Below are 25,019 nucleotides of genomic sequence, written 5' to 3'. Positions count from 1 at the left end.
AACAACATGGATTTTAGGTTTGATATTATTGTCGAATACTTTCCGTTCTTTATGGAAGGTATGGGGTTGACTATCTTAATGTCAGTAGTCGGGGTTTTAATGGGTTGCATACTTGGGTTCTTCATTGCGCTCGGAAAAATGTCCCCTTTGGTTTTTGTAAGGTTGCCATTTGTTTGGTACATTAATTTTTTAAGAGGTACACCTCTATTAGTGCAGTTATTTTTATTTCATTATGCGGTATTACCATCTATACTAGGGTCAACGACTCCAGTTCTTTCGGTGATGGTTACCTTATCACTGAATTCTTCTGCATATGTGGCAGAGATATTCCGTGCTGGTCTACAATCGATTGACAAAGGTCAAGCAGAAGCGGCTCATTCTTTAGGAATGAATAAAATCCAAGTTATGCGTCACGTCCTTTTACCTCAGGCTTTCAAACGCTCGATTCCACCATTAGGTAATGAATTTATCGTGTTATTAAAAGATTCCTCTTTAGGTGCGATGATTGCAGCACAAGAGCTTCTTTATTGGGGAAGAGCGGCATCTGGACAATACTTAAGAGTGTGGGAACCATATTTAATGGTCGCACTTGTCTATTTAGTACTAACACTAAGCTTAACGTACTTATTAAATTATATGGAAAGAAGGTTGGATGTAAAATGATTTCAGTTAAACATTTAAAAAAATCCTTCGGTGATTTAGAAGTATTAAAGGATATAAACGTAGAGATTGATCCAAAAGAAGTGGTTGTCGTAATTGGTCCTTCGGGATCTGGTAAGTCGACCTTTCTTAGATGCTTAAACCTTATTGAATCCGTAACAGATGGAACAGTAACAATAGACGGAGTAGAGTTAACAGATAAGAAAGTGGATATTAATAAATTGCGGGCCGAAGTTGGAATGGTTTTTCAACAATTTAATCTTTTTCCTCACAAAACGGTAATGGAAAATATCACTTTGCCAATTGTTACAGTAAAGAAATGGAATAAAGCAGAGGCTGAAAAAAAAGCAAAAGACTTATTAAAAAAAGTCGGTTTATTAGAAAAAGCAGATGCGTATCCTGAATCATTATCAGGTGGACAAAAGCAACGTGTGGCAATTGCTAGGGCGTTAGGGATGGAACCGAAAGTGATGCTCTTTGACGAACCGACTTCCGCATTGGATCCAGAAATGGTTGGCGAAGTATTAGAAGTAATGAAGCAATTAGCAGAAGAGGGAATGACAATGGTGGTTGTGACGCACGAAATGGGCTTTGCGAAAGAAGTAGGAGATCGTGTGATTTTTATGGATGAGGGGTATATTGTGGAAGAAAATGAGCCAAAACAAATATTCGATGCACCAAAACATCAGAGAACAAAAGCTTTTTTAAGTAAAGTGTTATAACATTAATTTTAGGGACTCTAAATGTTCGGGAAGCGCTTTCTGTGTTAAACTAATAGTACCGAATAAGGAGGAGATCACCTATGAAATTAGTCAATTATCGTTTGAAGTACCCTTTTGCAACAAATCGGATCGGGATCATCAATGATCAAGAAATCATCGATGTACATAAGGCACATGATTACGTAGCGAATAAAACCAATTCTAACGAGCTTGGTACATTACTCCCGGCCGCCCCAAATGAATTTTATCTAAATGCTAATGCCAATATCATGACGGTAGAGCGTTTGTTTAGTCAAATTCAGGATCTGCCTGAGAATATTGTATTCCCAAGATCAGAGGTTGTCTTGGAGACTCCGATTCCGAATCCTTCAAAAATTATCTGTATAGGTACGAATTATGCGGATCACGTTAAAGAGATGGGTGGAGAATTACCTGAGTATCCAGTTTTGTTTTCGAAATTTAATAATGCTTTGATCGGACCGGAAGATGACATCCATAAGTCAGCTGTGACGGAAAAATTAGATTACGAAGTAGAACTTACTGTTGTGATCGGTAAAAAAGCTACAAAAGTAAAAAAAGACAATGCGCTTGACTATGTCGCAGGTTACACAATAGGTAACGATATTTCTGCACGAGATTTACAAAAACGCACACCACAATGGTTACAGGGTAAATCGTTAGATCATTCAACACCTGTTGGTCCGTGGTTGGTGACCACTTCAGAAATTTCCGACCCAAGTCATTTACAGGTTCGTTCCTATGTTAACGGGGAACAAAGACAGTCCTCTAATACCGAACAATTAATTTTCGATATTCCTTTTCTAATCGAATTTATATCAAACATCATGACACTAGAACCCGGTGATATGATTTTAACAGGTACTCCCGGTGGTGTAGGCTTCGCCATGAACCCACCAGCGCTTTTAAATGACGGAGACAAAGTAACGTTGGAAATTGAAAAAATAGGAACCCTTGAAAACAAAGTGGTAAAGGCATAATTAGTTAAGATGGTGTGTCCATTAAAAGAAAAGCCTTTGTGAAACATTCGACAGCATAACATATCAAAATGTACCTTTTTTACCTACAGAATCTAAGCTGTAGGTATTTTTGTGTCTGCGATTATTTTAATGATAGGCACAAAAAGAATTATCCGACATAAATCTGGCGGTAATTATGAGATTTTAGAACTGCGTAACAACCACTCCGGCTTGTCGGATTCCCTTTCTGCGTTTGTTTCTCCTCAGCTAACTTTTTAAGCAAAGGGCGCTTAAAAAGTGGATCTTCGGATAAAAACATTCCGCAGGAGTGGAAGCCGACGCCTGCGCTTTTATATGTACTACAACTAAAGTAAGAACAGACATGTTGGCTTTAAGTACTATGGTCTACAATTTTGTGATTAGATTAGCATTTACAACCTTTGTAGAGCATCATTTAGCGCAGGCGGCCACTTCCACTCCTGTGGGATCGTTTTCCCTGAAGATCCACTTTTTCATGCGGTTTTTGCTTGGAAAAGTTAGCTGAAGGGAAAACCCCACTGCATAGAAAACACTACGAAAGCTTTGGCTTGAGTAGATGTTGCACTTGTGCCCGTGGTGAAAGGGAAGTGGGCAAGCCGAAGCGATTGTTACGCAGTTATCAGCTATCAAAATATGCTTCACAGCAAAAAGTTATGTCAGATTATCATCCTTCTCCTACAGGTTTCTCATTTTTAAAGTCATTAACTTGTCATATCAGTGGACTTTGATACAATAAAGTGAGACTTTAATCACTAGGTATTTTTGACTTCTAGTGATTGTTGGCGAAACTTATCAGGTTGTATAGTGTCCGTTTACCTCCACACTACCTTCTGTAATGAATGCTCACAACTTGGTATTGCGGACGATTACGCTGTGATACAACTAAATCAATATACTTACCTTTCAGTCGTTTTATATAAAAAAAGGGGAAATGAAGATGGACAATTTTGTCGAAAAAAAAATGCCGATAGCGATATTAATAACTCAACTGATTATGTTACCCTTATTTGCGTTAGATGATCAGGCAAACCTTATGTTGCTTTATTCGTTTGTTAGTATTTATGTTATTATTCAGTATCTAAGAGATTTTATTTTTCGAGTTAATTTGGATAATCAAATCGGTGTATATTATTTGATTGCCCAGCTTCTTTTACTAGCAGTGATCATTAGTGTCGATCAATCCTTTATTTCGCAAGTTTTTTTACTAATATTAATTGGGGAAATGGTATACCATCATTCTCTTTCTTCTAGTATTATATTTGCGAGTTTTGCATACATTAGCTTTGTATTAGGCAAATGGATAGCCTTTGATTTCCCCGCATTATCATCTATGACATTTATCATCCCAAGAATAACAGAATTTTTAGTTGTCTTTACATTCAGCTACTTAGTGAAGCTATCAATCTCACAGAAGCAACAATTACAAAAGGCATATGAGAAAATGAAAACATCCACTTTACAATTAGAAGAAAAAACAATTATGCAGGAACGAAAGCGTTTTGCCAGAGAGATGCATGATTCGATCGGTCATTCCTTCTCGACTTCCCTAATCGGGTTAAATGCTGTTAAAACCTTGATTGTTTCAGAACAGGATCAGGCAAAAGACATGCTTAATCAAGTTTATCGTAATTTAGAATTAGGATTACAGGAAGTTCGAAAATCGGTACGTGATTTACAGGAAAGCCATTTTTTTATTGATTTTTATCAAGCCGTTTCCTCATTAATACAAGAGACAATTGAACAAACTGGAGTAACGATTGATTCAGAAATAAATGTGCAAGAATATTCGATGACTCCAAAGCAAGAAATCGTGATCTTTCGGGCGTTGCAAGAAGGCTTAACCAATGGTTTGCGACATGGACAAGCAAATCAATTCTATGTGTATCTAGTAACAAATAAAGAAGGAATCTTATTTAGGCTAAGTGACAATGGTAACGTGATGGAGAACTTTGAGGAGAATCTAGGATTTGGTTTAATGGCAATGAAAGAAAGAGTGGAAGAGCTTGATGGCGTAATAACCATTCAATCAAAGAATACAACAATGGGTGGAGCGGACATTATCATTGAATTGCCTCCTCAAGAAAACAATAATGCCAAATCTCATGAAAATGCAGGGTGAATATAGATGAATACAATTAAAGTAATGATAGCCGATGATCAGAGAATTATTTGCGATGGATTAGCTGTAATGTTTCATCAACAAGCGGATATGAAAGTGGTGGCAACAGCTACAAATGGTGAAGAAGCGATAAATAAAGCAAAAACAGTGAAGCCTGATGTAATTTTAATGGATATTCGCATGCCGTTTATTGGTGGAATTACCGCAACTAAAATAATCAAACAAGATCATCCATCTATCAAAATTATTATGCTTACGACATTTTCACAAAATGAATATATATTGCAAGCATTAAAAAATGGTGCAAGTGGTTATTTGTTAAAAGATGCTGATTTACAGCAATTAGTGGATGCGATCTATCAATCTCTTAGAGGGCAGATATTAATTCCGGAATCGATTCAATCGATGTTAATGCAGCAGTTAGATGCGACATCGGACAATAAACCAGCGTCTTTTGCCTCAAGTGTCAGAGCTTTAAAGGAAAGGAACATTCAACTGACTCCCACGGAACTACATGTATTGGAACTGTTAATGGAAGGAAAATCTAATCAACAAATCGCAGAGCATATGTATCTCTCTGTCGGTACGATCAAAAATTATGTAAGTAAAATTTATCGAAAAATCGGTGTATCAGGACGTTCTGAAGCGATTTTATTCATCAAAAGTTTAGTGTAAAACTAAAATATACTTTTTCCTAAGGAGTTAACGGACACGATCCTTTTGGTGAAATCCGCTATTTCCATTTTTAATTTGATTCACTACAGGTAAACGTTTGAGAAAAGATTGAACTTCTTCTTTTGTTAATCCTTGTTGCTCGGCAATGTAGATAAGACGTAACCATTCGGCATCAAGTTGCTTGGGATGGTCATGATATGCAGACAACGTACTCACTCCAATATAAGTTAATATAAAAAGAATATCTTATTTTTTGTTCGTTATAAAGGTAACTCGCGTCATTTTTTACTTTGAAATAGTCATAAAAGTCATAAACAAAAAGTACTATTAAACAACGATCTTTTTTATAAGTAAGGAAAGCATGTAATCTGTGGTATTAAGGCATTTGTTATCAAAGTAGTCATTTTGAAATGTAGTGTATATGAATCCATCGCTCCAGCTGTCCACTTCCCTTTCCGTGGCGTTTTCCCTTCAGCTAACTTTTTCGAGCACAAACCGCTCAAAAAAGTGGATCTTCAGGGAAAACGGATGCCACAGGAGTGGAAGCGGACGGCCTACGCTATAAAGTGGCTCTACAACGTTTGTGACAGCTAACTTGATAAGGTTTATGAACAATATGAAATAAAAGTCGTTATATTACTACTTACAATCGTTGAAGCGCATTATTTAGCGTAGGCGGCCACTTCGACTCCTGGGGGATCAGCGTGATCTGAAGATCCACTTTTGTAAAGTGAACTTCTTTACAAAAGTTAGCTGAAGACACGCCCCCTGGAAAGCGAAGTGGGCAAGCCGAAGCGGGTATCACACCTATTTTCTATTTCAAAATTACCACTAAAAGGACCGAGTAGGTTTTCTCGGTTTTTCTTATTGATCGTTTGATAAAGTTAATTTTTGTTCGTGGATATTTATACATTATAATGAATAAAATAATGGATAAAGGATTAGGGTGGAAAGATCATTGTAATTTGTTGTTTCTTTCGTGTATTTAGATGAAGATTCTATGGATGTAAGAAAAGGAAAAAAGAATAATTTGAATTTTTTTATAAACAATATTGCATGAAAATACAAAATAGAGTATAATTATAAACTAATCATATACGGAAATTAGGAGGAACTGTTGTGGATGTAGCAATTATAGGTGGAACGGGTTATGGAGCGGTTGAATTAATACGATTTTTGCATAACCATCCACATGTTCAAGTGACTAAAATTATATCACATTCAAATAGTGGTACAGACTTATCGGAAGTTTATCCACATCTAGTAGATATTATCGATCTTAAAATGACGGCGTTAAATGTGGAGGAAATAGCAAAGCAAGTAGAATTAGTCTTTTTTGCCACACCATCTAACGTGAGTAAACATTATATACCTGCATTAGTGGATAAAGGGGTGCGTTGTATCGATTTATCCGGTGATTTTAGGTTGCGCGATGGTGAAATCTATCAAACTTACTATGGAGAAGAAATGGCTACGCAATTGTATATTGATCAAGCAGTATACGGATTGCCAGAAATCAATAAAGAACAAATTAAACAAGCTAGTATTCTAGCAAATCCTGGTTGTTATCCGACGGCAACTACGTTAGGTTTACTGCCTGTATTAGAAAATGATTTAGTAGAACGCAAATCGATTATTATTGATGCCAAAACAGGTACATCAGGTGCCGGTAGAGGCCTCTCATTAAATGTTCATTTTTCAGAAATGAATGAAAACTTTAAGGCATATAAACTAGGTGTGCATAAACACATTCCTGAGATTGAGCAAATGTTAACGGAACGTGCCAAAGAAGATATTCAAATAACGTTCACCCCTCATATTGTACCAATGACAAGAGGGATTATGAGTACTATATATGTTGATTTGAAAGATAAGCAGTCAACAGATTATTTAATCGACGTTTACCAAAAATATTATAAGAATCATCCGTTTGTTCGCGTCCGACAAAACGGTGCCATTCCATCAACAAGAGAAGTGTATGGTAGCAACTATTGTGATATTGGTTTATATGCAGATGAGCGGACTGGCAAGCTTATTATTGTATCGGTTATCGATAACCTGGTTAAAGGAGCATCGGGTCAAGCGGTGCAGAATATGAATATTATGTGCGGATGGGACGAAACAACTGGTATCAATCAGTTACCTATTTATCCTTAAGGAGTGAAAACAGGCATGGGAGATCAACAAGAACATTTTCAAATTATTAAAGATGGTAATATTGCCACTGCAAAGGGATTTCAAGCGGGTGGTTTACATTGTGGATTACGTAAGAAAAAAATCGATTTAGGCTGGGTCTATTCAGAGGTTCCAGCTCAAGCGGCTGGTGTTTACACAACTAATTCTTTTCAGGCAGCGCCGTTAAAAGTAACACAGGAAAGTATCGCCAAAGAAAATCAATTACAAGCAGTGATTGTGAACTCAGCTATAGCGAATGCTTGTACAGGCGAGCAAGGACTGCAAGACGCCTATGATATGCGTAAACTTTTTGCCGAAACAATCGGTGTCGAAGAACATTTAGCAGCCGTTGCGTCTACTGGTTTAATTGGTGAATTATTGCCGATGGATAAGTTGCAAAAAGGGATCAGTCAAGTAAATGATCAAACACATACTGGAGCAGAAAAGTTTGAAACAGCAATTTTAACGACAGATACCAAAGAAAAAGGAATTGCAATCGAATTAGAAATTGATGGCGAGACAGTGACAATTGGCGGAGCGGCAAAAGGTTCTGGTATGATCCATCCGAATATGGCTACAATGCTTGGTTTCGTCACAACCGATGCAACCATTTCCTCTAGCCATTTAACAGATACGTTGAAGGCTATCACTAATAAATCGTTTAACATGATTACAGTAGATGGTGATACAAGTACCAATGACATGGTTTTAGTGTTAGCAAATGGTAAAGCAGAAAACAAGGAGCTAACCCCTGACCATAAAGACTGGGAAACTTTTTATCAAGGATTGAAGTTTGTTTGTGAATATTTAGCAAAAGAGATTGCAAGAGACGGTGAAGGTGCAACTAGATTAGTAGAAGTAAATGTAGAAGGAGCCTTTACGGATGAAGCAGCAACAGGCATTGCTAAGTCAATTATTTCATCTAACTTGGTGAAAACTGCCATTCACGGTGCAGATGCAAACTGGGGACGGATCATTACAGCGATCGGCTATAGCGGAGAGTCTTTAGATCCGGATAAAGTAAGTATTTACTTAGGAGATATTTTAGTAGTAGAAAACGGTGTCCCACATCCTTTTGATGAAGAGGCTGCCAAAGAACACTTATTAGAGGACGAAGTGAAGATACTGGCGAAATTAGGGGATGCCAATGGAAGAGCTACAGCATGGGGCTGTGATTTATCGTATGAATATGTCAGAATTAATGCTTCTTATCGCACATAAGGAGGTCGTCAAATGAATTATGTCGTGATCAAATGTGGTGGTAGTGTCTTTGAACAACTGCCTCCTTCTTTTTATCAAAATATAGTCGAAATTCAAGCGCAAGGAGAATGGCAACCGATCATTGTACATGGTGGCGGGCCATTGATCTCTCAACTATTAGAACAAACAGGGGTAGAGACTACGTTTGTTGATGGATTACGTGTTACCACAAACGAAGTATTAGATGTGGTAGAAATGGCACTAAGTGGTTCTATCAATAAAGGAATTGTTCGTGAGCTTTCAAAAGCAAATGGAAATGCGATCGGTGTCAGTGGTGTAGATGGAAATTTACTAAATGCGAAACCAGTTAACGAAGATGGGCGATTAGGTTTCGTTGGCCAAGTAACAGATGTAAATACAAGCTTACTAGAGAACTTTTTTAATCAAAATCTAATTCCTGTTGTTTCTCCAATTGGAATAGACAAAACGGGGCAACGCTTCAATGTTAATGCCGATATGGCAGCTTCAGCGGTAGCGCAGGCTTTAGGTGCAAAATTGTGCTTTATTAGTGATATTCCAGGGATTTATCATGAAGTAAATGGAGAAAAGGAAGTCTTTCATCAATTAAATGAAACGAAAATAGAAGAACTTATACAACAAGAAGTTATTTTTGGTGGGATGATACCGAAAGTGCAATCAGCTTTAGCAGCCTTACACCAAGGTGTTATGGAAGTCTCGATAGTTAATGGAACACAGGAACACGGATTGTTAGAATTTATGCAAGGGAAAGAAATCGGAACAAGAATATCTTTGAATCAGGAGGTGCCACATGTCTAATCAAAGTGTAAATCCCGTGATGCATACATATGGTCGTTTCCCTATTACACTTGTAGAAGGGAAAGGAAGTTATGTGTGGGATGACCAAGGTGAGAAATATTTGGATTATTCATCAGGTATAGCGACATGTAATTTAGGTCATGTGCCAGAGGTTGTGGAAAAAGCAGTACAAGAACAATTATCGAAATTATGGCATTGCTCCAATCTTTATCATATTCCCACACAAGAAAAACTAGCGGAAGCCTTAACGACAAACAGTTGTGGAGACCAAGTGTTTTTCTGTAATAGTGGGGCAGAAGCAAACGAAGCAGCGATTAAACTAGCTAAAAAGTATGGCCATGAGGTGCTCGGTCAAGAGAATCCAACCATTATTACATTTAATAATTCATTTCATGGGAGAACAATGGCAACATTGTCTGCAACGGGTCAAACGAAAATTCAAGACGGATTTGCGCCATTAACACCTGGTTTTGATTACTTACCTTTTAACGATGATCAAGCATTAGAGGAATTAAAGAAAAAGAAACCTGTCGCCGTGCTTCTTGAATTGGTGCAAGGTGAAGGTGGAGTGATTCCTGCTGATGTGCAATGGGTAAAACAGTTAGAAAGCATTTGTAAAGAGCATGGTATTTTATTAATGATTGACGAAATTCAAACAGGGATCGGAAGAACGGGTAAATTATTCGCTTATCAGCATTATGGAATCGAGCCAGATGTGATTAGCATTGCTAAGGGGTTAGGATCAGGTTTTCCGATTGGTGCGATTATAGCAAAAGAGCATGTATCTAACGTATTCTCTCCTGGGACGCATGGAAGCACCTTTGGCGGGAACCCAATTGTCACTACTGCAGGATTGGCAACGATTAATCATCTTACTCAAACAAACGTATTAGGGGAAGCGAACGAAATTGCTGAATATATATGGGCAAAGTTAGAGCAATTAGTGTCAGATAAACCAGAAGTCAAATCAATCCGTGGAAAGGGATTGCTGATTGGTCTTGAGGTAGAAGGAAAAGCAATTGATTATGTAAATAAGGCAAGAGAAGACCACCAATTATTGATTATTGTAGCGGGGCCTCACATCGTCCGTATTTTACCACCGTTAACAACTACCAAAGAAGAAGTGGATGAATTTATTGGCAAGATCAATAAAATATTTCAATAGATCGTGTTTGATCACTTGACCCACCTCGGAAACGTGATAAAGTATTATTGAATGACACAAATAAAGAGGGATCAAGATGAAGAGTTATATACAGGAAAAGTTAGACACATTTAAGAAAATCAACAAAAATAGAGCACGTCTTTTAATCAATTGTGCTGATCAGCCAGGTATCGTTGGAGCTGTATCGCAATTTTTATTTGAGCATGATGCAAACATTCTCGAATCAAACCAATACTCAACAGACCCACATGGTGGGGAGTTTTTTATCCGTATTGAGTTTGAGATCGATAATTTAAAAGAAAAGGCAACACAGTTAGAGGAAGATTTTCAGGAAATTAAAAATAAATTTCAAATGGAAGCAACCTTTAAATTTGTTGACCAGGTAAAAAAAGTAGCGATCTTTGTATCGAAAGAGCCGCATTGTTTATTAGAGTTACTTTGGGAATGGCAAAGTGGTGATTTGATGGCTGATATCAGTCTTGTCGTAAGTAATCATGAAACGTCGAGGGAATTTGTTGAGCCATTGGGCATACCATATTATTATATTCCAGCAAATAAGGATATCCGCAAACAAGTGGAAGAACAACAGATTCAATTGTTACAAGAACACAATGTCGATGTGATTGTATTAGCACGTTATATGCAAATCTTAACACCTCATTTTGTTGAAACATTTAAAAACAAAATAATTAATATTCATCATTCGTTCTTGCCTGCCTTTATTGGGGCGAAACCATATGAGAGAGCCTATCATCGTGGTGTGAAATTAATTGGTGCAACCTCTCACTATGTGACAAATGATCTTGATGAGGGACCGATTATTGAGCAAGACATCAGTCGCGTGGACCACCGCGATAACGTTGAAGCGATGAAAAAAATAGGTCAATCCGTAGAACGTAGTGTACTGGCAAGAGCAGTGAAATGGCACCTAGAAGACCGTATTATCGTCTATGGGAACAAAACCATCGTATTTTAAGGTGAATTGTGAATATTGCTTTCTTCACGGGAATAGTGATGCGGTTGACGGGAATTATCGTTCGCTAGACGGGAATTATGTTTTTTTTCCTTTAAGCAGAAGATAATTCCTATCAAGAGAGACATAATTCCCGTCATGCGAGGATCGATTCCCGTGAAGAAATCTGAATTTTTCCTATTCATTAAGATATCAACGTGAGACCTATAAGAATGTGACAAGTTTGTGGATGATAAAGCATGCTAATCTTAAATGAAGATTGGTGTGCTTTTTTTGTTGAGAATGTCTCAATTTTGTCTTATTTCTCATATGTTAATATGAGGTGATTTCCCAAATGAAGAACTATTTTAGTATGTGGAAAAATCAAAATATTATCTACATGAAACCAAATGTAGAACTTATATATTATAAAGTCTATGAGAATAATAGATTGGTCACAAGTAATTCTGGTTCGGAGGGTAGTTATATAGCTTTACGCCAACAAAAACCTTCTACCACTATCGTAATTGAATATTACCATGACAATGCACTGGAAAGAGAGCAATACTCCTTAAGAAACTATTATGCAAACAGAAAACGTAATTTCCAGGCAGGAGACATATTAGTCGCTAGTGATAATGTGAAGTCTGAACTGACTGGTTATATGGGTCATACTGCAATTGTCATAAATGAAAATGAATTAATTGAGTCACCTGGGAGTGAACCAGCGATTGTACTAGAACCAATCCAACAATTTATAGATAAGCATCCGGTTCATGCACAATTCCGACCGGTGGACAATGATATAGGGACCAAAACGGCAAAATATGCTACAGAGTATTATGAAAAATATCAAAATAATTTAAAGAACGGTTTATCAAAACCATCCTTTTCTTTTAATCTATCACAGGCTTTAGATGACCCGTGGGATAAAATATATTGCTCGAAATTAATTTGGATTTGTTATCATTATGGTGCGGATTATACGTTTGAAAACGACTATTTATGGTTCTCGCCAGAAGATTTATATCATCAACTAATAGAAAATAAAGATTTCGAAATAGTATATCAACATGAAAATGTAGAATTTTTAATTGATTTATAATGCAAACAGTTGACCGAATCAAGAGCAAACCTAATATACTGATAAGTTTCACTAAAAAATAAGGTTGGGTCAAACGAATTTCATATAAGTATTAGGAACATCCTACGCATTAGCTGTTGTGGTAATTTTGAAATTGTTTTAACTGGTTAACATCCGCTCCGGCTGCCCACTTTCCTTTCCGTGGGGTTTTTCTCTCAGCTAACTTATTTAAGCAAAGAACGCTTAAATAAGTGGATCTTCAAGTAAAACGTTCCCACAGGAGTGAAAGTGGGCGGCCTACGCTAATATCTTTTTCTACAACTACTGTGACAGATAGCAATTTGAGCTGTTACTCCAATCAACGAATTTTTTATGTGAGAGAAATACCATTATGCTAACTCATACTAGCGTTTTAGAATATCAAATTAGCGTAGGCGTCCGCTTCAACTCCTACGGGATGTTTTTATTCGAAGATCCACTTTGGTAAGCGTTTTTTGCTTACAAAAGTTAGCTGAAGAGAAAAACCCGTGGAAAGGGAAGTGGACAAGCCGAAGCGGTTTCTAAACACACACATCATGTCATCATTTGTTGCGCAGTACCCTCATATTGCGCAACAGTACATTATGAAAAGTTTGTTTTTGGTATAAAAAAATATTATTTGCGTGCATTATTAAAGTTCCATTTATTATAATTTTTTAAGAAAAATGTGCAAAAATTTATTAAATTACTATTTATATATTGAATGTACGTACGAATTATATTATTATAAAAGTAAATATTTTTACACATACGTACAAGGAAAAAGCGGATATTTATAAGAAAGGTGGAAGACAAGCATGCTTGAAGAACTAAAACAGCAAGTATTAGAAGCAAACCTTGATCTACCTAAGTATGGTTTAGTCACATTTACTTGGGGCAATGTAAGCGGTTTCGATAAAGAATCAGGTTTGATGGTTATTAAACCAAGTGGTGTTCCGTATGAAGAATTGAAAGTAGAAGATTTGGTTGTTTTAGACTTAGATGGAAACATTGTCGAAGGTGATTTAAAACCATCTTCTGACACACCAACCCATCGTTTGCTTTATAAGAAATTCCCAGGTGTTGGTGGAATTGTTCATACCCATTCACCTTGGGCTACAAGCTGGGCGCAAGCAGGTAAAGGTATTCCGGCTCTTGGTACCACCCAAGCGGACTACTTTTATGGGAAAGTTCCCTGTACAAGACGTATGACAGAGGAAGAAGTGTCAGGTGAATATGAATGGGAAACTGGAAATGTTATTGTTGAAACTTTTAAAGATATCGACCCACTTCAAATTCCAAGTGTATTAGTGCATAGTCATGCACCTTTTAACTGGGGCAAAGATCCACATGAAGCGCTTCATAATGCAGTTGTATTAGAAGAAGTTGCAAAAATGGCATTGCATACTTATCAAATTAACCCTAACGCTGAAGACATGGATCAATTTCTATTAGATAAACACTATCTAAGAAAACATGGCGCAAATGCCTATTACGGACAAGACAAAAAGTAATACTATCTCAATGGATTAATCTCTAGATTAGTGTGATAGGGACTATATAAATTATTAAAAACAATAGGAGGAAAACATTATGTTAGAAGTACGCCCATATAAATTTTGGTTTGTTACAGGAAGTCAGCACCTTTATGGTGAAGGTCCATTAACAGAAGTAGCAAACAATTCAAAAGAAGTGGTAGCAGGATTAAATAAAGAAGGTAATTTGCCTTTTGAGGTGCAGTTTAAGGAAGTATTAACGACATCAGATGACATTCAGCGTTTGATGCAACAAGCAAATACCGATGAAAATTGTGCTGGTGTGATTACATGGATGCACACATTCTCTCCAGCAAAAATGTGGATTGCTGGGCTAAAATCCTTACAAAAACCATTATTGCATTTGCATACCCAGTATAATCGTGATATTCCATGGGAAAGTATTGATATGGACTTCATGAACTTAAACCAAGCAGCACACGGGGATCGTGAGTATGGCTTTATTGGTACACGTATGGATGTATCTCGTAAAGTAGTTGTTGGTCATTGGCAAAGTAAAGATGTGACAACAAAGATTGCGGGATGGATGAAGACTGCAGTTGCAGTTTCTGAAGGATCAAATATTCGTGTTGCTCGTTTTGGTGATAATATGCGAAATGTTGCTGTTACAGATGGAGATAAAATTGAAGCACAAATTAAATTTGGCTGGGTAGTCGATTATTACGGTATCGGTGATCTTGTGGAAGAAATGGACAAAGTATCTGAAGCAGAGATTGATGAGTTATATAAAGAGTACCAAGAATTGTATGATATACCAAATAACGAAGGTAATGTAGAAGACTCTATCCGTTATCAAGCTAAAATCGAACTAGGTTTAAAATCCTTTTTGGAAAAAGGTAATTATACAGCTTTTACAACAAACTTCGAAGATTTACATGGAATGAAGCAATTACCAGGACTTGCTGCACAGCGTCTAATGGCTGAAGGCTATGGATTCGCTGGTGAAGGGGATTGGAGAACCGCTGCGCTTACACGTTTCATGAAGATTATTGCTGATAATAAAAATACTTCTTTCATGGAAGATTACACCTATCATCTGGAACCAGGAAATGAAATGATATTAGGTTCTCATATGTTAGAAATCTGCCCGACAGTTTCTGCTACAAAACCAAAAATTGTAGTTAATCCATTAAGTATGGGAGATAAAGAAGATCCGGCACGTTTAGTTTTTGATGGCAAAGGTGGAGATGCTGTTAACGCATCCTTAGTGGAAATGGGTGGTCGCTACCGTCTAGTAATTAATGAAATTAAAGCAGAACAGCCTAAAACAGAAACGCCTAATTTACCTGTTGCTAAAGTATTGTGGAAACCACAGCCTTCTTTAAGTGAAGCAACAGAAGCGTGGATTTATGCAGGTGGGGCGCACCATACGGTTTTCTCTTTTGATGTCACGACAGAACAACTATATGACTTTGCCGATATGGCAAAAATCGAATGCGTAGTAATTGATGAAGATACCAAATTACGTCAATTCCGCAATGAATTAAAATGGAATGAAGCAATTTATCGCTAGAGTGTTAAAGCAGAGGCCTTTTCAATCAAGGGCCTCTGTCTTATTATTTTGCGGTGGTACATGGTAGGGTCACATCAGAGATTCTATGCATCGAAAAATAGCTGCTCTTGACAGTTTGTATTAATTCTATATGCTTAAATTAGGGCATTTTATAAACTAAGTAATGAATTTGTAGGATTATTGAGGTGTATATAAAGATGCAAACAAAATATAGTATAGTAAAACAAGCAATAAAATCTCAAATATTAGATGGTACTTTTCAACCTCATCAAAAAATCAGTTCTGAAAGCGAACTAATGAAACAATTTGGTGTTAGTCGACATACAGTAAGGTTAGCAATTGGCGATTTAGTGAATCAAGGCTGGTTATACCGCGAGCAAGGTGCTGGGACATTTTGTGCAGATCGTTCTAAAGAGGATAATGCTTCCTTAATACAACAAAAAAACATCGCAATTATTACCACATATATTTCAGACTACATCTTTCCATCCATTATTCGTGGAGCAGAATCCCACCTTAGTGAACAAGGGTATCAAGTTAGTCTTTTTAGTACCAATAATGATCATAATAATGAACGAAAGTTTTTAGAGAAAATATTGACGCAACATTTTGATGGCGTAATTATAGAGCCTACACGCAGTGCGATAACAAATCCGAATATTAACTATTATTTAAATTTGGAAAGGCAAAACATACCCTATCTGATGATTAACGCATTTTATGATGAACTAGAGCCTTTTCATATTGTAATGGATGATGAAAAAGGTGGAACAATTCAAACGGAGCATTTAATCGAATTAGGTCATATAAATATTTTAGGTTTCTTTAAAAACGATGATATTCAAGGAACTAAACGACTGAAGGGTTATTTAAAAGCACATCGTAAGCACCAAATTGAAATTTTGCCGAATAATATCATCACCTATAATACCGAGGAAAAAAACACAAAACCCGTCGAAGTGTTACGTAAAATGTTGCAAGAACCAAAGGAAAAAAGACCAACAGCCATTGTTTGTTACAATGATGAATTAGCAATAAAATTACTGGATGCAATTCGGGAAGCACAATTAAAAGTTCCGGAAAATATATCAATTGTCGGATTTGATGATTCTTTTATGGCTGAAGTTACAGAGGTGAAACTAACAACTGTGTCTCATCCCCAAAGTGAAATGGGAAGATTAGCTGCGAAAGTAATCTTAGACATGATTAAGCAGTTAAAATCACCTAACAAAGAACAACAAAACTTGGCGAAAGATCTTATTCGTTTTGATCCTGAGCTCGTTGTCCGAAATTCGACAGCACCAATTAAATAGCAAATCATTAAAGTAGAGCTGCTACTTGTGTTATAGGCACAGAGTGGCGGCTTTTGTTTTGAATAGATTAGTAGATGATCACAATTATGTTTAGCTAATCTGAAAGGGTTGTAAATAAGCTGAAATTTGATATACTAGTAGTACGTACAATTATATAAAAATGTAAACAATAACAACCAAAAATGAAAACGTTATCAAATTAAGGATTTAAATTGTTAATTGCGAGATTTAGCTCGACAACTTAATTAGTTTTGTTAATAAAGTAAGGAGATAGAATATTTCATGGGGGGTGTTCGGTGATGGAAGCTAAGTATAAAAAGATAAAGCAATCGATTAAATCGAAAATTTTGGAAGGACTTATTATTCCTCACGAAAAAATTAGTTCTGAAAGTGAATTGATGGAGCAATTTAGTGTTAGCCGCCATACTGTTCGGCTAGCATTAGGAGAGTTAGTAAACGAAAATTGGTTATATAGAGAACAAGGAGCGGGTACATTCTGTCAAGATCGATCAAAAATAGAGAATAATCAGCAATTTGAACAGCCAACTAAAAACATTGCGATCGTGACATCTTATATTTCAGAATATATTTTCCCTACTATTATAAGAGGGGCAGAGGCTTATTTAAGTGAGCAAGGGTATCATGTTAGTATTTTTAATACAAATAATAAATATGAACAAGAAAAGAAAATTTTAAGCAATATTTTATCAGGTAATTATGATGGTGTTATTATCGAGCCTACTAATAGTGCCTCTTCTAATCCGAATTTGAACTACTATCTTAAATTAGAAAAAGAACAGATACCTTATGTAATGATCAACGCAACTTATGAAGAGTTAGAACCACCTAGTTTTATGTTAGATGATGTAGAAGGAGGTTATTTACAAACCAAGCACTTGTTAGATCTTGGACATACATCCATAGCGTGTATGCATAAAACGGATGATGCTCAAGGTCAGAAAAGGCTTAAAGGATATATTAAAGCACATCGAGATTATAAAGTCTCCATTAATCCTAAAAATATGATTACTTATTGTACAGAAAATGAGCATACCAAACCATTTGAATCTTTAAAACAACTAATTGAAATAAAAAGTGATAGACCAACAGCTATGGTCTGCTATAATGATCAACTTGTACTTAAATTAATGGATGTCTTAAGAGAGGGGAAAATTAAAATACCAGAGGACATATCATTCGTAGGCTATGATGATTCCATGTTGGCAGAGATATCTGAAGTGAAACTAACATCGATCATCCACCCAAAAAGTCAACTCGGGTTAGATGCAGCAAAAGCAATGATAGATATGATAGATAAAAAGGGTGTACCGTTTGATAATGTATCATTATCAAAGTTATATAAGCCTGAAATAAACCGCCGGCAATCCACAACAGCTATTAAAAAAGGATTAATAATCTCATAACTTTCAAAGCAAAGTATTGATAAAGATACCTTGCTTTTTATTATTTTTGTTTCGTGAGTTTATATAAATAATAGTACATAAATATTGTATCTGAAAATGAGTATGAAAGCCTTGACAAATAGATGATAATTTCATAATCTTAATATACGTACAATTACTCAAAAACAAAGAAATACTTATGAGATGTACGATCAAGTATTTAATTATCAAAAGTTTGAAAGCGTTTGAATTTTGAGGGTAAGTCATGTGTATTGAAGATAATAGAAAGGATGATAGTAATGGCAAAAGAAACAGTGAAGGCAAAAATGGTTGTAGACAAGGAGTTTCAAATTTCGGAGATTGATCCTAGGGTTTATGGATCCTTTATAGAACACTTAGGTAGAGCTGTCTATGGTGGTATTTTCGAGCCGGATCATCCAACTGCAGATGCAAATGGCTTTAGACAAGATGTAATTGATTTAGTAAAAGAATTACAAGTACCGATTGTTAGATATCCAGGTGGTAACATGGTTTCTGCCTATAACTGGGAAGATGGAGTTGGACCAAAAGAAGAACGTCCCAAACGATTAGAGCTCGCTTGGAGAGTTACGGAAACAAATCAAGTAGGTACGAATGAGTTTGTTGATTGGGCAAAAGCGGCTAATTCAGATGTTATGATGGCGGTGAACCTCGGTACAAGAGGTATAGATGCTGCGAGAAACTTATTAGAATACTGTAACCACCCAGGTGGAACCTATTGGAGTGATTTAAGAAAATCACACGGTTATGATAATCCACACAATATAAAAACATGGTGTCTGGGAAATGAGATGGATGGGCCATGGCAAGTTGGTCAAAAAACAGCACATGAATATGGGCGTTTAGCATATGAAACAGCCAAAGCAATGCGCCTTGTGGATCCCGAGATTGAATTAGTGACTTGTGGTAGCTCTAATTCTCAGATGCCAACTTTCCCTAGTTGGGAAGCAGAGACATTAGAACATACGTATGAAGTAGCTGACTATATCTCACTTCACCAATATTATGGTAATAGAAGTGGAGATACGGCCAACTTTTTAGCGAAATCTATGGATATGGAAAATTTTATTCAGACAGTTATTGCAACATGTGATTATATTAAGGCAAAGAAACGCAGTAAGAAGGATATGTATTTAAGTTTTGACGAATGGAATGTTTGGTTCCACTCTAATCAACAGGATAAGGAAATTGAGCCTTGGACAGTAGCGCCACCACAATTAGAGGATGTTTACACATTCGAGGATGCATTGCTAGTTGGTAGTATGTTAAATACAATGTTACGTCACTCAGACCGTGTCAAAATTGCATGTATGGCACAGCTTGTAAATGTAATTGCACCAATTATGACTGAAAATGGTGGAGCAGCTTGGAAACAAACAATTTTCTATCCTTATTACTATACTTCTGTATATGGAAGAGGGGTTGCACTAAATCCAGTAGTAAGCTCGCCGAAGTATGACAGTAAAGATTTCACAGATGTACCATACTTAGACCCTTCGGTTGTATATAACGAAGAAAAAGAAGAGCTAGTAATTTTTGCAACTAACCGTCATCTAGAAAAAACGCTAGAAGTAGACATTGATGTGAGGGCTTTTGAAGGGTACGATGTTGTAGAACATGTAGTATTAGAAAATGAAGATGCAAAAGCAGTAAACATTGTTGGTCAGGAAAATGTAACACCACATTCTAATGGTGAATCATACGTAGATGATGGTAAATTAGTAGGTATCTTCCCTAAATTTTCTTGGAATATGGTTCGTTTACAAAAGAAATAATTAATTGAAATGATGTAAAAGTGGAGAAAGATCAATACGGATGCTTTCTCCACCTCTTTTATGAAAGTATAAAATTATAATGAGGTGAGAGTATGACAAATAGGGCAATTATCAATGCTGATGTAACGAAGGGAACAATTAATAAGAATATTTATGGTCATTTCGCAGAACACTTAGGACGTTGTATTTATGAAGGGTTCTGGGTTGGTGAAGACTCTGAAATACCAAATACGAATGGTATAAGAAATGATGTTGTCGAGGCATTAAAAAATATTAAGATACCAGTACTTCGTTGGCCTGGTGGGTGCTTTGCAGATGAATATCACTGGAAAGATGGTATTGGACCTAGAGAAAATAGAAAACGTATGGTTAATACCCACTGGGGTGGTGTTATTGAGAACAACCACTTCGGTACACATGAGTTTTTTATGCTTTGTGACATGTTAGAAACAGAACCATATGTATGTGGAAATGTAGGTAGTGGAACTGTTCAAGAAATGTCTGAATGGGTTGAATACATGACATTTAACGGTGAATCACCAATGGCAAATTTACGTCAAGAAAATGGTAAAGAAGAGCCTTGGGCTTTAACTTATTTTGGTGTAGGTAATGAGAATTGGGGTTGTGGTGGTAATATGCGTCCACAATATTATGCAGATCTTTATAATCGCTTCCAGACGTATGTAAGAAATTACGGTGAAAATAAAATCTACCGTATTGCTGGCGGTCCTAATGTTGATGATTATAAATGGACAGATGTGCTCATGCGTGAATCAGCTCAACACATGGATGGCCTAAGCTTGCACTATTACACGATCCCAGGTGAATTCTGGACTGGAAAAGGTGCTGCAACTAACTTCCCTGAAGATGAATGGGATGTAACCATGCAAAAAGCATACCATATCCAGGAACTAATTGAAAAACACAGTACTATTATGGATAAATATGACCCAGAAAAACGTGTCGGCCTAATTATCGATGAGTGGGGAACATGGTTTGATGTGGAAGAAGGGACAAATCCAGGGTTCCTTTACCAACAAAATACGATCCGTGATGCATTGGTTGCAGGTGTATCATTAAATATTTTTAATGATCATAGTGATCGTGTTCAAATGGCAAATATTGCTCAAACTATCAACGTGTTACAGTCTATGATTTTGACTGATAAGGAGAAGATGATCTTAACTCCAACCTATCACGTTTTTGAAATGTATAAGGTTCACCAAGATGCAGCAAAAGTAGCTTTAGATATTACCTCTGACACGTTTAAAGTTGGAGAAAAGGAAATGCCTCAAGTAACAGCTTCTGCATCTAAAGCAAACGATGGAAATCTTAATATTACGTTGTGTAATGTAGACAGAGCAAATGTAGCTGACCTTACTATTGACTTGCGCGGAATCGATGTAAACCAAATCACTGGTCGAGTATTAACTGCAAATGAAATGGACGCTCACAATACATTTGATAATCCAGACAATGTAAAACCAATTGACTTTACGGATTTCCAAATCAACGGAAATGAATTATCTATTAATTTACCATCCAAATCCGTTGTAGCATTGTCCGTAAAATAAAGTAATATTATTATTAAATATTAAAGAGACTCAAACAAAATAATTTTGAAATTAAAAAAAATCCAAATGATTATTCGAAAATAATTTCGATGTCGTTTGGATTTTCTTCATAGTAGGACCATACTGCGATATAGCTGAAGAGGCAATTATGATATTTTATATGTGCTTTGCAACCGCTCCGGCTTGCCCACTTTCCCGCAGGAGTGAAAGTGGACGCCTTCGCTTTGATATACTCGACAACTTAAGCAAGAGTATTCATGAAAGAATGCGATTGGTATCGAAAATTTAAAAAAAGTTGTATTAAAGATTTTAGAGATTATGAACTTGTTGTGTTTTACGTAATAGTTTCATATTGGAAATTGTATAGTTATATCGTATAAGCAAGAGGAATAATTAACCATAATATTCATTGTAAATACAGTTTATTAATCATTTGAGGTTATGTTTAATAGTAAAGTGAAGTTATATTCTTCCAACTAGTATATTGAAATATTTAAGTTAAGAAAAGTCTGTATTTTTTTAAGAAAATGATTGAAAAAACTTATACAGTTATATATAATAGAAACATCCAATACTTATACGTACGTTTGGTAGCGATTACTTGAAAGATGTTACTAAGCTGTATATAGTTCTAAGTAATCTTTTAGAAGACTATAATTATTGAAAGCGTATTCAGTTCGTTCAAACTTTAAGGAGGGGTTACAGTGGCAACAAATCAAACAGTAGATACAAATAAAGGTCCAAGCCCATTTATGAAATTCCTGAATTCTAAAAAAGTAGTACCTTACATTTTTGTATCACCATTCATTATTTCTTTTTTGATCTTAACCGTATACCCAGCAATTCGCGGTATCATTATGAGCTTTCAAAGTGTTCTGCCCGGGCAAGTTAATTTTATTGGGTTACAAAACTACGAAAGGGTATTCAATCCTACATTTTATACGGCGCTCATGAATACTACTATTTACGTAGTGTTAACAGTTACAATTTTAACGATATTACCTATTATTTTAGCGGTAATTTTAGATTCGAAATTTGTGAAATTGAAAACGCTATTTCGGGCTTCGTTATTTATGCCTGCACTAGCATCTACAATTGTTGCAGGTATGATCTTCAGGCTAATGTTTGGGGAAACAGATACTGCAGCAGCGAACCAAGTGTTAAATTGGCTAGGAATGAGCTCAGTAGATTGGAGATATAATGCTTGGTCAGGGATGTTCTTGATGGTTATGTTATGTGTATGGCGTTGGTTAGGGGTAAACATTCTCTACTTCTTAGCAGCCTTACAAAACGTACCTGATGAATTATATGAAGCTGCTGAAATTGACGGGGCATCTATTTTGCAAAAGTTTTGGTTTGTAACATTACCATTCTTAAAACCTGTAACTATTTTTGTTGTAACGATATCTATAATTAATGGCTTTCGAATGTTTGAGGAGAGCTTTGTATTCTGGGAAGCAGGTTCACCAGGGAACATTGGTTTAACTGTAGTAGGTTATATTTATCAACAAGGTATTCAACGAAATGATATGGGCTTTGGTGCCGCTATCGGTGTAATTCTAATGCTTATAATCTTCGTTATCAGTTTCATACAGTTAGTTCTAACAGGTGCATTCAAGCGAGGTGACGAATAATGAAAAGAGAGACTAATAGTGCAGCAAAATGGGTTATGAATATTGGAATGGTTTTAGTTTGTTTAATTGTCTTATTTCCGTTGATCATGTTACTAATATCTTCTTTTAGGCCTTCATCGGAATTGCTACGTACAGGTATCAGTTTAGCGTTTGATTGGAGTTTGCTTAACTCAGATAACTATAATTATATCTTTACACAGGCAGGAAGTTATTGGACATGGTATATGAACAGTCTTATAATTTCAGCCGTTACAATAGTGTTATCCTTGTTTTTCTCTGCAATGGTAGGTTATGCATTAGCAGTATACGACTTTAAAGGAAGAAATTTATTCTTTACATTTGTAGTATTTATTTTAATGGTACCATTTGAAATTTTAATGCTACCGTTATTCCAAATGATGATTACAGCACAGTTAGTCGATTCCTATATAGGTGTAATTTTACCAATGATTGTAGCACCAATCGCTGTGTTCTTCTTTAGACAATATGCATTAGGATTACCTGTCCAATTAATGGATGCAGCAAGAATCGATGGAGCGACAGAATATGGTATCTATTTTAAAATCATGCTACCTTTAATGGGACCATCGCTAGGTGCAATGGCAATATTACAAGGTCTTGGAAGTTGGAATAACTTCTTATGGCCATTAATTGTATTACGTTCGAATGATATGTTTACTTTACCTATCGGTTTGGCAACACTATTAACACCATATGGCAACAATTATGATGTATTGATTGCCGGATCAGTTATGACAATAGTACCAATCATTATATTGTTTATCTTCTTCCAAAGATACTTTGTAGCTGGTTTAACGACTGGTGGAGTGAAAGGATAATAGTAGGTTAACTAGGATGTGACAAAGATGTTTGGACAGCAAATAGTAGGCTCATTAGATCGCTTCTTGAGAATAATATTGCAAGTAGCATGGCTGAATTTTCTCTGGATAGGATTTACATTAGTAGGCCTCGTAGTAGGTGGGATATTCCCAGCTACTACAGCTGCAATTGCGGTAGCAAGAAAATGGGTGCAAAAAAAAGAAGAAGTCCCTATTTTTAAGACTTTTAAACAAGCTTATAAAAGGGAATTTATTAAATCGAATATCATTGGAATTATTTTAGCTGTAGTAGGCATAATGTTAGTCGTGAATTATCAAATATTACTGCAGTTAGGCGATCAAATCTCGATCATTGCTGTTTTTTTATATTACTTTGTTATATTCCTGTATGGAATACTTGTATTGTGGATTTTTCCGTTGCTAACTCATTATAATTCTAGCGTATTTCAGTATTTCAAGAATGCCATAATTATTGGTATAACTAAGTTGCCGATAACTATTTTACAAGGTTTAATAATATTTTTCATATTGTACTTCTCATTAAAATTACCAAGTATGTTAATCTTTTGCACAATAAGCTTAATTACGATAACTGTAGCTTTTTTTTCAGTGAAAGTTTTTGAAAAAATAGATACTAGTGAATGAGTCATGTACGTACTAGTTTTCTGTGATTTAATTAATATTTCAATTAACTTATATATTTAAATTTAATACCAGAAAAACTTATTGACAAATTAGAGTCAAAATGAT

The 25,019-nt window shown here is 36.0% G+C and carries 21 protein-coding genes; 20 read left to right on the top strand and 1 reads right to left on the bottom strand.

Going from position 1 to position 25,019, the window contains the following annotated elements:
* The first annotated feature begins 6 nt into the window (after nt 1-6).
* The 5 genes from BN3107_RS17570 to BN3107_RS17550 all read left to right on the top strand — a co-directional run bounded on the left by BN3107_RS17570 (nt 7) and on the right by BN3107_RS17550 (nt 5,192).
* The gene (locus BN3107_RS17570) at nt 7-663 is read left to right on the top strand and encodes an amino acid ABC transporter permease (RefSeq protein ID WP_058308918.1); all 657 of its coding nucleotides are present in this window, start codon (nt 7-9) and stop codon (nt 661-663) included.
* Complete coding sequence (locus BN3107_RS17565; RefSeq protein WP_058308917.1) at nt 660-1,382, top strand: amino acid ABC transporter ATP-binding protein; 723 nt, start codon at nt 660-662, stop codon at nt 1,380-1,382. Before BN3107_RS17570 ends, BN3107_RS17565 begins: the two co-directional genes overlap by 4 nt.
* Before the next feature lie 80 nt (nt 1,383-1,462).
* Nucleotides 1,463-2,380: a fumarylacetoacetate hydrolase family protein gene (locus BN3107_RS17560; RefSeq protein WP_058308916.1), complete on the top strand. Its 918-nt coding sequence runs from the start codon at nt 1,463-1,465 to the stop codon at nt 2,378-2,380.
* 955 nt (nt 2,381-3,335) lie between these two features.
* Nucleotides 3,336-4,517: a sensor histidine kinase gene (locus BN3107_RS17555; RefSeq protein WP_058308915.1), complete on the top strand. Its 1,182-nt coding sequence runs from the start codon at nt 3,336-3,338 to the stop codon at nt 4,515-4,517.
* A gap of 6 nt (nt 4,518-4,523) precedes the next feature.
* Entirely contained in the window at nt 4,524-5,192 is a 669-nt protein-coding gene (locus BN3107_RS17550; protein WP_058308914.1) for a response regulator transcription factor, read from the top strand.
* Between the two features lie 27 nt (nt 5,193-5,219).
* On the opposite strand, the gene BN3107_RS17545 is transcribed toward BN3107_RS17550, so the two are convergent.
* Nucleotides 5,220-5,399 (bottom strand): anti-repressor SinI family protein, encoded by a 180-nt coding sequence (locus BN3107_RS17545; RefSeq protein WP_058308913.1) that lies wholly within the window; start codon nt 5,397-5,399, stop codon nt 5,220-5,222.
* A 912-nt stretch (nt 5,400-6,311) separates the two neighbouring features.
* Between BN3107_RS17545 and argC the strand changes: the two genes are divergently transcribed.
* From argC to BN3107_RS17470, 15 genes are all read left to right on the top strand, one after another.
* Nucleotides 6,312-7,349, top strand: coding sequence for an N-acetyl-gamma-glutamyl-phosphate reductase (argC, locus tag BN3107_RS17540; protein ID WP_082631355.1), 1,038 nt, complete (start codon nt 6,312-6,314; stop codon nt 7,347-7,349).
* Nucleotides 7,350-7,364: 15 nt separating this feature from the next.
* Nucleotides 7,365-8,588: a bifunctional ornithine acetyltransferase/N-acetylglutamate synthase gene (argJ, locus tag BN3107_RS17535; RefSeq protein ID WP_058308911.1), complete on the top strand. Its 1,224-nt coding sequence runs from the start codon at nt 7,365-7,367 to the stop codon at nt 8,586-8,588.
* A gap of 12 nt (nt 8,589-8,600) precedes the next feature.
* Nucleotides 8,601-9,404 (top strand): acetylglutamate kinase, encoded by an 804-nt coding sequence (gene argB, locus BN3107_RS17530; protein ID WP_058308910.1) that lies wholly within the window; start codon nt 8,601-8,603, stop codon nt 9,402-9,404.
* Nucleotides 9,397-10,569, top strand: coding sequence for an acetylornithine transaminase (locus tag BN3107_RS17525; protein ID WP_058308909.1), 1,173 nt, complete (start codon nt 9,397-9,399; stop codon nt 10,567-10,569). Before argB ends, BN3107_RS17525 begins: the two co-directional genes overlap by 8 nt.
* A gap of 76 nt (nt 10,570-10,645) precedes the next feature.
* Nucleotides 10,646-11,545, top strand: coding sequence for a formyltetrahydrofolate deformylase (gene purU / locus BN3107_RS17520; protein ID WP_058308908.1), 900 nt, complete (start codon nt 10,646-10,648; stop codon nt 11,543-11,545).
* Between the two features lie 331 nt (nt 11,546-11,876).
* Nucleotides 11,877-12,626 (top strand): C40 family peptidase, encoded by a 750-nt coding sequence (locus BN3107_RS17515; protein ID WP_058308907.1) that lies wholly within the window; start codon nt 11,877-11,879, stop codon nt 12,624-12,626.
* 815 nt (nt 12,627-13,441) lie between these two features.
* Nucleotides 13,442-14,137, top strand: coding sequence for an L-ribulose-5-phosphate 4-epimerase (gene araD / locus BN3107_RS17510; protein ID WP_058308906.1), 696 nt, complete (start codon nt 13,442-13,444; stop codon nt 14,135-14,137).
* A gap of 79 nt (nt 14,138-14,216) precedes the next feature.
* A complete protein-coding gene (araA, locus tag BN3107_RS17505) occupies nt 14,217-15,692 on the top strand; it encodes an L-arabinose isomerase (RefSeq protein ID WP_058308905.1) in 1,476 nt (491 codons plus the stop codon).
* Nucleotides 15,693-15,889: 197 nt separating this feature from the next.
* Nucleotides 15,890-17,005 (top strand): GntR family transcriptional regulator, encoded by a 1,116-nt coding sequence (locus tag BN3107_RS17500; protein ID WP_058308904.1) that lies wholly within the window; start codon nt 15,890-15,892, stop codon nt 17,003-17,005.
* A 299-nt stretch (nt 17,006-17,304) separates the two neighbouring features.
* Nucleotides 17,305-18,429 carry a GntR family transcriptional regulator gene (locus tag BN3107_RS17495; protein WP_058308903.1) on the top strand — a complete coding sequence of 375 codons (1,125 nt, stop codon included), beginning with the start codon at nt 17,305-17,307 and terminating at the stop codon, nt 18,427-18,429.
* Nucleotides 18,430-18,707: 278 nt separating this feature from the next.
* Nucleotides 18,708-20,222 (top strand): arabinosylfuranosidase ArfA, encoded by a 1,515-nt coding sequence (gene arfA / locus BN3107_RS17490; protein WP_058308902.1) that lies wholly within the window; start codon nt 18,708-18,710, stop codon nt 20,220-20,222.
* Between the two features lie 92 nt (nt 20,223-20,314).
* Nucleotides 20,315-21,796 carry an alpha-N-arabinofuranosidase gene (locus tag BN3107_RS17485; RefSeq protein ID WP_058308901.1) on the top strand — a complete coding sequence of 494 codons (1,482 nt, stop codon included), beginning with the start codon at nt 20,315-20,317 and terminating at the stop codon, nt 21,794-21,796.
* 752 nt (nt 21,797-22,548) lie between these two features.
* Nucleotides 22,549-23,430 carry a carbohydrate ABC transporter permease gene (locus BN3107_RS17480; RefSeq protein ID WP_082631378.1) on the top strand — a complete coding sequence of 294 codons (882 nt, stop codon included), beginning with the start codon at nt 22,549-22,551 and terminating at the stop codon, nt 23,428-23,430.
* Nucleotides 23,430-24,269 (top strand): carbohydrate ABC transporter permease, encoded by an 840-nt coding sequence (locus BN3107_RS17475; protein ID WP_058308899.1) that lies wholly within the window; start codon nt 23,430-23,432, stop codon nt 24,267-24,269. Before BN3107_RS17480 ends, BN3107_RS17475 begins: the two co-directional genes overlap by 1 nt.
* A gap of 27 nt (nt 24,270-24,296) precedes the next feature.
* Complete coding sequence (locus BN3107_RS17470; protein WP_058308898.1) at nt 24,297-24,914, top strand: YesL family protein; 618 nt, start codon at nt 24,297-24,299, stop codon at nt 24,912-24,914.
* Nucleotides 24,915-25,019: the final 105 nt, after the last annotated feature.

The sequence above is a fragment of the Gracilibacillus massiliensis genome, from assembly GCF_001458115.1.
In the GTDB taxonomy this organism is placed as follows: Bacteria; Bacillota; Bacilli; order Bacillales; family Amphibacillaceae; genus Gracilibacillus; species Gracilibacillus massiliensis.
The sequence above is the reverse complement of the archived record's forward strand: the minus strand, read 5'-3'. Positions and strand labels throughout refer to the sequence as shown.

Coding starts and splice junctions, on each gene's coding strand:
- BN3107_RS17570 (WP_058308918.1), top strand. CDS start 7: ATGGATTTTAGGTTTGATATTATTGTCGAATACTTTCCGTTCTTTATG.
- BN3107_RS17565 (WP_058308917.1), top strand. CDS start 660: ATGATTTCAGTTAAACATTTAAAAAAATCCTTCGGTGATTTAGAAGTA.
- BN3107_RS17560 (WP_058308916.1), top strand. CDS start 1,463: ATGAAATTAGTCAATTATCGTTTGAAGTACCCTTTTGCAACAAATCGG.
- BN3107_RS17555 (WP_058308915.1), top strand. CDS start 3,336: ATGGACAATTTTGTCGAAAAAAAAATGCCGATAGCGATATTAATAACT.
- BN3107_RS17550 (WP_058308914.1), top strand. CDS start 4,524: ATGAATACAATTAAAGTAATGATAGCCGATGATCAGAGAATTATTTGC.
- argJ (WP_058308911.1), top strand. CDS start 7,365: ATGGGAGATCAACAAGAACATTTTCAAATTATTAAAGATGGTAATATT.
- argB (WP_058308910.1), top strand. CDS start 8,601: ATGAATTATGTCGTGATCAAATGTGGTGGTAGTGTCTTTGAACAACTG.
- BN3107_RS17525 (WP_058308909.1), top strand. CDS start 9,397: ATGTCTAATCAAAGTGTAAATCCCGTGATGCATACATATGGTCGTTTC.
- purU (WP_058308908.1), top strand. CDS start 10,646: ATGAAGAGTTATATACAGGAAAAGTTAGACACATTTAAGAAAATCAAC.
- BN3107_RS17515 (WP_058308907.1), top strand. CDS start 11,877: ATGAAGAACTATTTTAGTATGTGGAAAAATCAAAATATTATCTACATG.
- araD (WP_058308906.1), top strand. CDS start 13,442: ATGCTTGAAGAACTAAAACAGCAAGTATTAGAAGCAAACCTTGATCTA.
- araA (WP_058308905.1), top strand. CDS start 14,217: ATGTTAGAAGTACGCCCATATAAATTTTGGTTTGTTACAGGAAGTCAG.
- BN3107_RS17500 (WP_058308904.1), top strand. CDS start 15,890: ATGCAAACAAAATATAGTATAGTAAAACAAGCAATAAAATCTCAAATA.
- BN3107_RS17495 (WP_058308903.1), top strand. CDS start 17,305: ATGGAAGCTAAGTATAAAAAGATAAAGCAATCGATTAAATCGAAAATT.
- arfA (WP_058308902.1), top strand. CDS start 18,708: ATGGCAAAAGAAACAGTGAAGGCAAAAATGGTTGTAGACAAGGAGTTT.
- BN3107_RS17485 (WP_058308901.1), top strand. CDS start 20,315: ATGACAAATAGGGCAATTATCAATGCTGATGTAACGAAGGGAACAATT.
- BN3107_RS17480 (WP_082631378.1), top strand. CDS start 22,549: ATGAAATTCCTGAATTCTAAAAAAGTAGTACCTTACATTTTTGTATCA.
- BN3107_RS17475 (WP_058308899.1), top strand. CDS start 23,430: ATGAAAAGAGAGACTAATAGTGCAGCAAAATGGGTTATGAATATTGGA.
- BN3107_RS17470 (WP_058308898.1), top strand. CDS start 24,297: ATGTTTGGACAGCAAATAGTAGGCTCATTAGATCGCTTCTTGAGAATA.